The organism is Pumilibacter intestinalis (assembly GCF_943193005.1).
GTDB lineage: Bacteria > Bacillota > Clostridia > Christensenellales > Pumilibacteraceae > Pumilibacter > Pumilibacter intestinalis.
The window spans coordinates 170,735-183,263 of sequence record NZ_CALPCH010000002.1 but is presented as its reverse complement, the minus strand read 5'-3'; the positions used below and the strand labels follow the sequence as shown (position 1 = coordinate 183,263).

General features: G+C 47.8%; 8 protein-coding genes. 1 reads left to right on the top strand and 7 read right to left on the bottom strand.

Annotated elements, in window-relative coordinates:
• Positions 1 to 46: 46 nt before the first annotated feature.
• The 6 genes from rny to NFR55_RS01785 all read right to left on the bottom strand — a co-directional run bounded on the left by rny (position 47) and on the right by NFR55_RS01785 (position 9,247).
• Positions 47 to 1,654: a ribonuclease Y gene (gene rny, locus NFR55_RS01810; protein WP_251545633.1), complete on the bottom strand. Its 1,608-nt coding sequence runs from the start codon at positions 1,652 to 1,654 to the stop codon at positions 47 to 49.
• A gap of 139 nt (positions 1,655 to 1,793) precedes the next feature.
• Complete coding sequence (recA, locus tag NFR55_RS01805) at positions 1,794 to 2,855, bottom strand: recombinase RecA (protein ID WP_251545679.1); 1,062 nt, start codon at positions 2,853 to 2,855, stop codon at positions 1,794 to 1,796.
• Positions 2,856 to 2,914: 59 nt separating this feature from the next.
• A complete protein-coding gene (locus NFR55_RS01800) occupies positions 2,915 to 4,009 on the bottom strand; it encodes a nicotinamide-nucleotide amidohydrolase family protein (RefSeq protein WP_251545631.1) in 1,095 nt (364 codons plus the stop codon).
• A 1-nt stretch (position 4,010) separates the two neighbouring features.
• The gene (pgsA, locus tag NFR55_RS01795; protein ID WP_251545623.1) at positions 4,011 to 4,607 is read right to left on the bottom strand and encodes a CDP-diacylglycerol--glycerol-3-phosphate 3-phosphatidyltransferase; all 597 of its coding nucleotides are present in this window, start codon (positions 4,605 to 4,607) and stop codon (positions 4,011 to 4,013) included.
• Positions 4,608 to 5,924: a 30S ribosomal protein S12 methylthiotransferase RimO gene (gene rimO, locus NFR55_RS01790; RefSeq protein WP_251545622.1), complete on the bottom strand. Its 1,317-nt coding sequence runs from the start codon at positions 5,922 to 5,924 to the stop codon at positions 4,608 to 4,610. It lies immediately after the preceding gene.
• Positions 5,921 to 9,247, bottom strand: a complete 3,327-nt coding sequence (locus NFR55_RS01785) for a DNA translocase FtsK (RefSeq protein WP_251545621.1) — start codon at positions 9,245 to 9,247, stop codon at positions 5,921 to 5,923. Before NFR55_RS01785 ends, rimO begins: the two co-directional genes overlap by 4 nt.
• Positions 9,248 to 9,442: 195 nt before the next feature.
• On the opposite strand from NFR55_RS01785, the gene NFR55_RS01780 reads away from it, so the two are divergent.
• A complete protein-coding gene (locus tag NFR55_RS01780) occupies positions 9,443 to 10,336 on the top strand; it encodes a hypothetical protein (RefSeq protein ID WP_251545620.1) in 894 nt (297 codons plus the stop codon).
• Here NFR55_RS01780 and NFR55_RS01775 read toward each other — a convergent pair.
• Positions 10,323 to 12,494 carry a ComEC/Rec2 family competence protein gene (locus tag NFR55_RS01775; protein WP_251545619.1) on the bottom strand — a complete coding sequence of 724 codons (2,172 nt, stop codon included), beginning with the start codon at positions 12,492 to 12,494 and terminating at the stop codon, positions 10,323 to 10,325. The genes NFR55_RS01780 and NFR55_RS01775 overlap by 14 nt on opposite strands.
• Positions 12,495 to 12,529 lie beyond the last annotated feature (35 nt).

The following is a 12,529-nucleotide window of genomic DNA, read 5'->3' as shown; positions in this document are numbered from 1 at the left end:
CCGCTCGAACTGTTCGAACGGTTTTCGTTTCAAAATATAAACTTTACTATTTTGCGTATTCTATACTGCGCATTTCGCGAATTACGTTTACTTTGATTTGTCCCGGATATTCCATTTCGCTCTCTATCTTTTTGGCGATATCCTTTGCCATAAATACCATGGCGTTGTCGTTTACCACTTCAGGCTTAACGATTATGCGAACTTCACGCCCCGCCTGAATTGCAAACGACTTGTCCACGCCGTTAAATCCATTGGCAATTTCTTCCAATTTTTCCAAACGCTTAACGTAGTTGTCGAGCGATTCTCTTCTTGCTCCCGGTCTTGCTCCGCTTATCGCGTCGGCGCACTGAACGAGTATAGCTTCGATTGATTGCGGCTCTATGTCGTTATGATGCGCCGCAATGCAGTGGATAACCTCTTTGCTCTCTTTATACTTTTTGGCAAGGTCTGCGCCTATGGTGATATGCGTGCCCTCAACCTCGTGGTCCACGGCTTTGCCTATATCGTGCAAAAGCCCCGCACGTTTGGCAAGTTTTACGTCCGCGCCTATCTCCGCCGCCATAAGCCCTGCGAGATAAGAAACCTCGAGCGAATGTTTCAATACGTTCTGCCCGTAGCTCGTGCGGTATTTGAGCCGACCCAAAAGCCTTACCAAATCGGGATGAAGCCCGAATACGTTGGCTTCGAAAGTGGCGTTTTCGCCCGCTTCCTTGATTTGATTGTCAAGCTCTTTGCGAGTCTTTTCAACGATTTCTTCGATGCGGGCGGGATGGATGCGACCGTCGGCAATAAGTTTCTCGAGAGTAATTCTCGCAACCTCTCTGCGAACGGGGTCAAATCCCGAAAGAACCACGGCTTCGGGAGTATCGTCTATTATAAGGTCTACGCCCGTTGCGTTTTCCAAAGCGCGTATGTTGCGCCCCTCTCTTCCTATTATGCGCCCTTTCATTTCGTCGTTGGGCAAGTTAACCACCGATACGGTTATCTCCGCGCTGTGGTCTACGGCGCAGCGTTGAACTGCGGTGGCAATAATGGAGCGCGATTTTTTCTCCGCTTCCTCTTTGGCGTTTGCCTCTATTTCTCTTACGAGTTTAGCGGCGTCGTGTTTTGCCGACTCCTCTATCTCCACAATAAGCTGAGCTTTCGCTTCGTCGCGCGTGAATTGCGCGATTTTTTCGAGTTCGCTTATCATGCGCTCGTGCGCACTGTCGATATCCGCTTTTTTTGCAGCAAGCTGATTTTCTTTTTCCTGTATCTGAAGTTTGAGTTTTTCCACAGCCTCGGTCTTTTTATCGAGAGCTTCTTCTTTCTTGTCGATAGCGTCTTCGCGTTGCGACAGTCGCTGTTCGCTTCTCTGCACTTCGTTGCGCCGTTCTTTCAGTTCCTGATCGTTTTCGGCACGCAGTTTTTGAATTTCTTCTTTGGCTTCGAGCACGGCTTCTTTTTGCGCGTTTTTTGCTTGTGCGCGAATTTCTTTGGCTTCGGCATACGCTTCTTCCGTTATCTTATTAGCGGATTTGTTTGCGTCTCCGAGCTTTTTCTTCTGCAAAAGCATATATATTACCGCGCCGAGCACAATGCCGGCAATAAGCGCGACAATGGGCAAAACCACGGCAAGCGCAGTAGAAACGGCACACAGTAAATTCTGTAACATTTGCAACCTCCTTTTGATATTTTAGTTTAATAGCATAGTAGTTCATCGCGTTCGCATACGATGATTTTTATATACCAAGCGAACAAGTCTATGTTGTTCACTTTATATATTACAGTAATAAATTGTAAAAGTCAAGCGATTATTCCTCCGCCTTTTCCGCCGTATCGTCGGCGGCCTTTGCGGAGTCTTTGGACTCGTCTTTCGAGTCGTCTTTTTCTTCGGCGAGTTTTCTTATGGCGGCTTCCACCTCAGCCGAAAGTTGCGCGTCGGACTCGAGCTTATTCATAAGCGCGGCTCTGCCCTGACAAATGCGCTCGCCCTTGTAACCGAACCACGAACCGCTCTTGGTAAACAGCTTGTAATCCAATCCGAGGTCTATAAGGCAACTCTCTCTCGAAATGCCTTTGCCGAAAATAATATCGAATTCAGCGGTTTTGAAGGGAGGAGCGAGCTTGTTTTTCACCACCTTTACTTTGGTGTGGTTGCCTACCACCTCGCCGCCCTCTTTCACGCCTTCCACTCTGCGCACGTCAAGGCGAACGCTCGAATAGAACTTGAGCGCCTTGCCGCCGGGCGTGGTTTCGGGATTGCCGAACATAACGCCCACTTTTTCGCGCAGCTGGTTTATAAAGATAATACAGGTTTTGGACTTGTTGCAAACCGATGTGAGTATGCGCAAAGCCTTAGACATAAGGCGAGCCTGCAGACCTATCTGGCTGTCGCCCATTTCGCCGTCTATTTCCGCCTTGGGAGTGAGCGCGGCAACCGAGTCCACAACCACTACGTCAACGCCGCCGCTTCGCACGAGAGCTTCGGCAATATCGAGTCCCTGCTCGCCGTTATCGGGCTGCGAAACCAAAAGATTGTCGGTATCTATTCCGAGGTTGCGGGCGTATACGGGGTCAAGCGCATGCTCCGCGTCTATGAACGCCACGGTTCCTCCCATTTTTTGCGCCTGCGCAATCACGTGCAAACTGAGCGTGGTTTTACCGCTCGACTCGGGACCGTATATCTCCACTATTCTTCCTCTCGGAAGTCCGCCTATGCCGAGCGCAAGGTCTACGCTGAGGCAACCCGTGGGAATTACCTCCACTGCGGTTACGTGCGACTCGTTCAGTTTCATTATAGAACCTTTTCCGTAGTTCTTTTCGATTTGAGCTATCGCCGCGTCGAGAGCTTTTTTTCGCTCTTCTTTGGTCATATTGTAATCTATGACGGGTTTTCCTTTATCCATAATATCTTTCTCCTTATTTCGTTCTTTTACTCTTTGGTTTCGTTTTCGTCATTGCGCTCGATATCGCCCGCAATTCGGTTGTGCAAGTGATACAAAGCCGTAAGCGCACCGCTCTCTATCACGGTTTTGCGGTCGCCGTCGAAACGGCAAGGATATATATCTATATTCTTTTTATCGCCTACCGCTATATAACACACGCCTACTTGGTTGGGCTTTTCCGACGTAGGGCCGGCGTTGCCCGTTGTGGCAACTGCGTAATCGTAATCGCCGTCCATTAAAAGATTTGCCGCCATTTCGTAAGCCGTTTCTATGCTTACCGCGCCGTAAGTATCGAGTATGCCCTGCGAAACGCGCAATCTTGAACGCTTTACGGCGTTATCGTAACACACGATACTCTCTTTGAACGATTGACTCACTCCCGCGTTTTCCACCAACAGCGAAGCAATTCTGCCGCCGGTAAACGACTCGGCAAGCCCCACCGTTTTGTTGCCCTCAATCAAAAGCCTCGCGGTTTTTTCGGGCAACGAAACGTCGGAATAGGCATACACGCAGTCTTTGAGCGTTCGCGTAACTCCGTCCAAAAGCTCGCTCACGGTGTTTTTTTGAGTCTTGTTGGAATATCGAACAAGCACCGAACATTCGGGCGGACGTGAAATAAACTTAATCGATATCTTGTTGCGGTTTTTGATATAATCTTTGAGAGCTTCCCGCAATTGCTCTTCCGTCTTTCCCAAAGTGCGAAACACGTTGGTTGCGTAATAGGTTTTGGAACGCCCGTTCAACATGGGTATAAGGTTGTCAGCAACGAATTTGTCGTCGCATTTTTCCGAAACGGCGCACGGAACGTTTCCGAGTAAAAAAGTAGACAGACGGCGGCTCAATTCGTATTTTTCGGCAACGGCGTCGTAAAATGCGTTTACCGCGCCGCATACCGTTACCGCGTCGCACGTTGCGCATAAAAAACCGAAAGAGTCCGATATTTTATCCGTATCGCAAACCGTAACCGAGCATTGCACGAAATAACCGTGTTTTCCAAGCTCGTAAGCTACGCGGTTTACGTCAACGCCGACTCCGTCCGAAATACATTCGCCGGAAATAATTTGCAGAATACCTATCTTCATGTCAATCTTTGAAAACGTGCTTGTTCTTCACAATATAGTTTATTGCCGAAATCACAGCCATAACGGTGGAAAGCGCAAGCAATATAAGCCCGCAGTAAAGCACCGAGTCGCCTATAACGGTTACGTCAAACGACAAATCCGCGCCGCTCGGCAAACAAGCGTATACGTCGGATATAGGCAACAGCAGTATGAGAGCGCACATTTGCAATATTGTTTTTATTTTGCCGAGTTTATCTGCGGCAAGCACTATGTTTTTCGTGCTCGCCACCGTTCTGAACATGCTTACCATAAGCTCGCGGCACATTATTATCATCGCGCACACCACTACGCCCACCTGGAAGGTATTTTCATACAGCACAACGGCAAAAAGCGCACAAGACACGAGCATTTTGTCGGCTATGGGGTCGAGAAATTTGCCGAGGTCGGTTACGAGATTGTTTTTACGCGCCAAATATCCGTCAAGAAAATCGGTGAAACTCGCTATCACAAACACTCCCGTAGCCACAAAACAGTGATACGGAAACGGCACGAAAAACAAAGTTACGAAAACCGGTATTAAAAGTATTCGCAAAAAAGTAAGTTGGGTGGGCAAATTCATTCAGACTTTCTCTCCTAACAGGTCGTAACCGTCGCCGGCGGTTATTCTGATATCGTAGTATTCTCCAACGTCCGCAAAGTCGGACGTGAAATAAACTTTTGTGTCAATATCCGGCGCGTCGTATTCCGTGCGCCCAGCAAACATGTTTTTATCGTAATCCACGTCTTCGTAAATCACTTTGAAAGTTTTGCCTACGGCGGCGCGATTATGCGCTTCGCGGTTCATTAGGTGCAACTTTCCTATGGCGTCTACCCGCTCGGCTTTGGTCTTATTGGAAAGATGACCTTTTATTTTCGCCGAAGGCGTTCCGTCCTCTTTGCTGTACGCGAACACTCCTACGTGTTCGGGTGCGTACTCGCGGATAAATTCGTAAAGATTTTCAAAACACTCTTCGGTTTCTTGCGGAAATCCCACCATGACGGTTGTGCGCACCGCTATATGATTTTCGCGCAGTTTGGAAAATAACCTTTTTATTTGCTCTCCCGTACTGCGCCTGTTCATAAGTTTGAGTATACGGTCGTCTATGTGCTGAATGGGTACGTCTATGTATTTGGCTACTTTGGAATTGGAAACTATTTCGTTTATCAATTCGTCGGTAACAAGCTCGGGATAGCAATACATCAACCTTATCAAGCAAATATCGGTTTTGGCAAGCTCTCGCAACAATTCGGTAAGTTTGTATTCGCCGTAAAGGTCTATGCCGTATCGCGTAGTGTCTTGCGCAACGAGTATAAGCTCTTTTACTCCGGTGTCGGCAAGTTCTTTTGCCTCGGCAATCAACTCGTCTATGGGGCGCGAACGGTATGCGCCGCGAATGGACGGAATTGTACAAAACGTGCATTTATTATCACAACCGTCCGCTATTTTAAGATAAGCGTAGTGCGGCGGCGTGGTAATAATTCTTTCGAGCGGACTCTTTTTCGCCCGTTCCGCTTCGCTCTCCTCTTTTACCGCTTTTTCCGCGTCGTAAAGCGAATTTATTACGTCGCAAATCTTATCGTAATCGTTCGTTCCGAGAAAAGCGTCTGCCTCGGGAAAACCGTCTTTGAGTTCGTCGGCGTGCTTTTGCGGCAAACAGCCCGTAATAACGAGTTTCTCGCACGCGCCCGCTTTATATTGCGCGGCGGCAAGAATTACGTCTATCGCTTCCTTTCTCGCCGCTTCTATAAATGCGCACGTGTTAACTATCAAAATCTCGGCTTCGGCGTAATCGTTCGTAATATCGAACCCTCCGCAACCGAGATTATAAAGCATGCGTTCGGTGTCAACCCGATTTTTATCGCACCCCAAAGTTATTACGCCAACGCTCTTTTTCATAAGTCCGTTCCGAAAAGTTCTTTGTATTGCTCTCTCGAAATATATACGGCGCGGGGCTTGCTTCCTTCGAGCGGACCTATAAACTTGTGCAGTTCCATTTGGTCAATTATGCGGCTTGCGCGAGCATATCCCACGCTGAAACGCCGCTGTATCATGCTCGTACTCGCAGAACCCGACTCAATAACGCACTTGAGCACCTCGGGCATAAGGCTGTCGAACTCTTTGTCGCCCTCTTCCTCGTCGCCGTCGGTTTCGGGCTCGTCGTTGCGCTTGGCGATAGCCGTGGCAAACTCTTCGTCGAAATCCGCTTCGTTGTTTTCGCGCACGTATTCCGATATGGCAAGCACCTCTTTATCGGTTACGAACGCGCCTTGCACGCGCTTGGGGTCGTCCATTCCCACCGGCGAATAAAGCATATCGCCGCGACCGAGCAGAGTTTCCGCTCCGCATTCGTCCAAAATGGTTCGAGAGTCTACAATACTCTTCACCGTAAACGCTATACGGCTAGGAAGATTGGCTTTGATTGTGCCCGTGATAACGTCTACCGACGGTCGCTGGGTTGCGAGTATCAAGTGAATACCCGCCGCTCGCGCCTTTTGAGCGATACTCATTATCTTGCCTTCGAGCACTTTTTTATTGTTATCTAACATGAGTTCGGCAAGCTCGTCTACTATGAGCACTATATACGGCAGTTTGGGCTCTTCTCCCGATTTTACGGCTTCGGATTTATTGAACTCGGGCAGATTGCGCACTCTGTGATTGCCGAAAAGCGTGTATCTGCGGTCCATCTCTTCTTTCGCCCAGGTAAGCACGTTTATCGCCTGCTGAGCGTCGTTTATTATCTCCGAACCCATAAGGTGAGGTATGCCCTGATACATGTTGAATTCAACGCGTTTGGGGTCTATAAGTATCATGCGAACGTCTTCGGGCGACGACTTATACAATATGCTTATAATAATGGAATTCAGACACGCCGATTTACCGCTGCCCGTAGCTCCCGCTATAAGCAAATGCGGCATCTTTTCGAGATTGCACGTTATATTCGCGCCGGCAATATCCTTACCGAGCGCAAGCGTGAGCGGCGAAGAAGAATTGGTAAATTCCTTAGACTCTATTATTTCGCGCAAACGCACAATGTCTATTTCTTCGTTGGGCACCTCTATACCCACGGCGCGTTTGCCCGGTATGGGGGCCTCTATTCTGATTTTGCCGTTGCTGGCAAGATTATATGCGATATCGGTGGAGAGCGACTCTATCCTTTTTATGGGAATTCCCGGCGGCATTTCGAGCTCGAAACGCGTTACGGCAGGTCCGCGGGTTATGCCGTTTACTTTTGCGGGCAGTTTGAGTTCCTGCAAGGTTTCTTCGAGTATGCGAGCTTTCTCTTCGCACGCCGCGTTGGAATTTTCGGGCGTGTAGGAGTCGGAGGCAATCAACATATCAATATCGGGCGGATTATACCTCACGCGCTTTTTCTTTTTGGGTTTTATCGGCGCGGGCTTGTCGGCAACGTAATCGTCTATCTTAAGCTGACTGCGAAGCACCGTTTTATCGTCGGTACGCGCGGGCTTTACGTCGAAAGATACGGTATTGTAATATCCCGTATTGTCCTCGCCGCTCAAATGCGTTTTTTCGGATAGGTCTATCGGCTCTTCGATTATGTTAAACGAAGATTTGCGCGGCTCGACGGGCGGCTCGTCTACCATAAGAGAAACCTCCCGTTCGCTCTTATCCAACTCGTCCGCGAACGAACTTTCTTCCGCAACAAAATCGTTCTCTTCTTCGGGCTCGTCGGAAAAAGCCATTGTGCGGGCAGGCTCGGCGTTTCGCTTGCTCTTGCGGTCGTCTTCGAGCTCGGCAAAGAAACTCTTTTCGGGACTGAGTCTTTTCTCGTATTCCGAACCCGTAATTATGGGTTCTTGCACAAATCCCTCGTCCTCTTGCTCTATGCTCTGCTCTTGCTCGTATTCGTCTTGCACAGGCGCGGATACTATCGGCGCGGGAGCGGGCGCGGAAGAACGGGATTTTGCGGGCATACCGAAATAATCGCCGTTTACTATAGACGGTCTTTCTTCTTCCGAAACTTTGGATTTGGGTTGAACCGAAGTGAGTTCTATTTTTCTCGTGGAGAAATCGTTCGCTCGCGGCGACTCGTACTTTTTCTCCTGACTAACCGGCGTAAGCGTTTCGGCAAGTCTGCGCGACAAATCGTCGCCGTTCACTATCTCGGTTCCGTCGCGCACTATTTGATTGGTTATATCCTTTTCCGGCAAAAGCGGTATTTCGGCAAGCCCTACCGACGAAATGTTGTGCACCGTTTTCTGCGGCTTTGCGGGCGGCTCGGGCTTTTGTTGCCTTACCGCGGGCTCGGAAACTTTGCTTTTTATATCCGGCTCGGAAACAAGCGGCGGTAAACCGAACGACGCCATATATTCGCTCTGCGCCTTGGCGAAATCTATGGGCGGCGAAGGCGGAGCTATCTCCGCGTTGCGGCGGTTGCCGAATAAAATTTCGTGAGCTTTGGATTTGTAACCGTCATGCGAAGCCTTCTTTTCGCCGTACGGCTCGAACTGAACTCCCGAGGAACGCACGGTATCGAGTTTGGGCTTAGGCTCTTGCTCCGCGGTGTTTATTGGCGTATATCTTACGTCGTTTTGCATCTGCCCGACCTGAGCCGAAGGAATAATGGTATCTACAAATAAAGTATTGTCGTTAACGGGTTTGATTTGTTGAGGAGCAGCCAACCCTTTCACAAAAGGATTTATCTGCTGTTGCTCGTCCTCGCGCTGCGGTTTGCGGCGTTTGGAATATACGGGCAACACTATAAAGAACCCTACCGACGCCACGAAAGTTATGGAAAACAGCACGTAAGACACAACGGGCGAAACCACCGATTGCACGGCGTAAGCCACCGCGCCGAAAAGCACCCCTCCCGCCGTTGTTTTTTGCGAGTACACGCCGGAGATATAAGACGAAAAATTACCGCCGAGCAACGAGTGCGACGTAGCGAGTTGCAATATAAACATTAGGCTTATAACCGAACAAATAATTCCTATTTTGTAACGCGCGGGCAAATTCGTTCGCCTGCCCTGCAAAAGCGCGATACCGAGTATCAGCGTACTGAAAAACAACGGATAACTGAACAATCCGAAAACTCCCGTTACCACGTTGAAAATACCCAAACTTATAAAGCCCAAAACGGGACGAACCACAATGCAAAGAAGAATAAAAGCCGAAATTATAATAAGCACAATGCCTACGATATCGTTATCGCTTTCGTTTTTTTCTCTCCTTCTTCCGTTGTTGTATTTCTTAGACGGCATCTTTAACTCCGTTAGCCAAACTTTGATACTACTCTTTATTATAACATGAAAACGCCGTTTTTTCAATCAATTTCAAGCGTTTTGCGAAAAATTTTAATAAGTTTTTTTGCGCCGCAATTTACTTGACATTTTTTAACAATTGTTTTATGCTATAAGCAAGGGTTTCGAAAAAATAAATATATCGAGGAAAAACATATGATGACGAAAAGAAAGACGAACGTACTCAAAACCGCTTGTTTGTATTTGCTCATACTTTTGCTTGTTTTTACGGCGGCATTTACAACGGCTTGCAACGAAGAAACGCAAAACGCCACTCCTCCCGCAATAGACAACAATGATGAACCCGACGACTCCGAGCAAGAACAACCAAAGCCCGAATCACCGAAACCGGAACAACCGAAACCCGAAGAGCCGGATACTCAACCTCCCGAACCCGAAGAGCCTAAGCCCGAACAACCCGTTCCGCCCGAAATCGAAGAACCTACTAAGCACAAATTCGCGGGAACGTGGCGCGGTTGGATTATAGATTTAGAAACTTACGAATACAAAATTATAATAGACGATAACGGCGAACTCTCAAGCGGCTCTTACTATTGCTATTTAGACGATAGCGGCGACGAATTTATTCGCGAAGAAATAGAAAGATTTTCGGTATCCGACGACTCCGTTACTTTATGTACTCAAGCCAAAGAAACGACTCTATCCTATAATACCGAATACGAAGCATTTGCCGAAAGCTCGCAAGATTACGGAATAACTCTTACAAAAGGCGACTTGATTTCGGTGGAAGAGTTTTTGGAAAACGCAAACGGCAGTTACTGCGGCAACGATAACGTATACGAATACGGTTGCGATATAACCGTTGAATTTAATATGATTGACTGCACCGTAACTTGTACCGACAACGAGAACAACGAGCTATCGTTTTTATATTTATATGCTCAAAACGGTGCGATAATCGTTAATTCTTTGGAAAACGAAGATACGCTTTATTATCTCCGCTTTAATTTAACCGACGGCACTCTTACTTTTTTGTCCGCGCCGTCGGGAGAAACAAACATAACTTTGCAAAAAGTTATATCCGTTTAATCAACTCTCCGTTCAAAATTTTGAATACGTAAGCTCCTTCGTCCGCCAAACCGTACTGATATCTCGGCTCTTCCCCGAGATATCCTTTTGCCATGTTTGTTAAATAAACCCTGTCGGGCATGGAATTAAGATACATGAAACATCTTATAACGGGCGATTTGTCTATAATTTCACTCGGCACGTTTACGTAGCTCGACGAATACCCCACCGACAAAAGAGAAACTGTTTCGGAAAACTCGTAACGGTATCCGAGGTGCTTGCCCTTTTCGGAATATACGGGAAATATATTATCTATGCCGCACTCATCGAACAAATAAAAATTTCCGCTCTTGCCAATCGCGCTCAGTCCGTCTGCCTCGGTGCTTTCGAGAGTGCAAACTATTTTGTCCACTTTATAGTCGAGAATTAAATCCGTAAGCCCGTTCCCCGTTCTTTCGTTAAGTCGGTTAACGAGCAAACAATCTATTTTGCGTATATTGTGCGCCCGCAACGTTGCGGTCAACGCCGCCAAATCTTTTATATCGCCCGTTACGGTAACTTTATCGTCTATAATAACCGTGGTTACGTCGGCGTGCCCGTTTACGGGTATAACCCCGTAACGTATTTCTTCGGGAATGCCGAACGTTGCAACCGTGGGTGCGGCGACAGCCGCGACAAGCAGCGCGAATATCGCTATCGATACGGTGCGTTTGAACCTCGGCAACATGAAAAACGCGCTCGCGGCAAAATACGCAGGATACAGTAAAAATATGTGTTTATCGGCGTAAACGTAAACACTGTTGAGCGGCAAATGCGGCACTATTCCCACTACCAAATCGGTAACCGCAAATCCTATGCCCACAAATTTCAACGGCATATCGAAGCCGAACAACAGCGCAAGCGGCGTACAAATCACGCTCAACAAATACAGCAGCGACATAAACGGAACTATCAACAAATTCAACAAAATCGAATACGTGTTCACAGTGCCGAAAAAGTACGCCGTTACGGGAAATATCGATATATGCACGGCAACGGTTGCGGCAAGCGGCAAAGCGATAAATTTGGGAATACGCGCTTTAAGCAAATACTTTTCAAACGTGCGAGCAAAAAGCACAAGCCCGAAAACCGCCGAAAAGCTCATTAAAAATCCGACCTCGAACAACAAGAACGGTTCGAATACAAGTATCAGCGTATAAGCGGCGCACAGCGAACTCAATCCGTCTTTGCGTTGCCCGTTAACCAAAGTGAGCAATCCTATAAAACACATGACCGACGCTCTTATTACCGAAGCGGACATTCCCGCAAACACCGTAAACAACACGAGAAGAGCCGAAATCACGCCCACGCGAACGGACTTTCTTACGCGCAATTTTCCGAGCAGCATTCCGAATGCTCCCACTATCACGCCTACGTGCAAACCCGAAACGGCAAGCACGTGTCCCAATCCGCTCAAACTGTATAATCTCGTAGTCGAATCGTAAAGTTCGCTTTTGTCGCCCGTGAGCATGCAGTACGCCACAGCTCCGTATTCATGCCCGCAAACCGCTCTCAATTTCTCGAATATTACGCGGCGCAAACCGAGCAATCCTTTCGGCGAGTCCGGTCTTATGTATATATTGTCGCAAGATGCGTAAAGTTTGTATCTCAAATCCTTGCGGTACGCCGTGCCGTTTACGTCTATGCCGTCAAGCAGTTTTATCGCATACAGTTTGCCGCTCGCAACTATCGCATAACCGGGCGAAATCGTATCGAAAGTTATTTCGTCATCGGATAAGAATATTTCCACGTTGCCGCCTATCTTCTCGCCGTTTACCGTAACGCCGCTTACGATAATGCTTTTTACGTAGCCGTTATCCCAAGAAATACTGTCCGCGTAACCGCCTACCGTATATTCGGTTTCCGCGCTTACGTCTACTTGATTATAAGATGACGTTCTTACCTCGAAAGAAATATTCGTTAAAACGCAAACGATTAAGCAAAGCACAAACGCCGCGCACAGTTTCATTGCTCCTTTTTTGTACGCAATCACAGCCGCAGAGCAAAGAACGGTAATAAATGCGAGCATAAGAGCCAAAGAAAGAGTTTTGTTCACGCCCGACGCGCACAATATAAAAATAGCGACGGTTTCGCCGAGCGCACCTATAAGCATTATACGCAAATTAACGAACCGCCGCATTTAATTCCTCAAAAGATTATTGTCGAACGACTGTA

Coding starts and splice junctions, on each gene's coding strand:
- NFR55_RS01785 (WP_251545621.1), bottom strand. CDS start 9,247: ATGCCGTCTAAGAAATACAACAACGGAAGAAGGAGAGAAAAAAACGAA.
- NFR55_RS01775 (WP_251545619.1), bottom strand. CDS start 12,494: ATGCGGCGGTTCGTTAATTTGCGTATAATGCTTATAGGTGCGCTCGGC.
- pgsA (WP_251545623.1), bottom strand. CDS start 4,607: ATGAATTTGCCCACCCAACTTACTTTTTTGCGAATACTTTTAATACCG.
- NFR55_RS01780 (WP_251545620.1), top strand. CDS start 9,443: ATGATGACGAAAAGAAAGACGAACGTACTCAAAACCGCTTGTTTGTAT.
- rny (WP_251545633.1), bottom strand. CDS start 1,654: ATGTTACAGAATTTACTGTGTGCCGTTTCTACTGCGCTTGCCGTGGTT.
- recA (WP_251545679.1), bottom strand. CDS start 2,855: ATGACCAAAGAAGAGCGAAAAAAAGCTCTCGACGCGGCGATAGCTCAA.
- NFR55_RS01800 (WP_251545631.1), bottom strand. CDS start 4,009: ATGAAGATAGGTATTCTGCAAATTATTTCCGGCGAATGTATTTCGGAC.
- rimO (WP_251545622.1), bottom strand. CDS start 5,924: ATGAAAAAGAGCGTTGGCGTAATAACTTTGGGGTGCGATAAAAATCGG.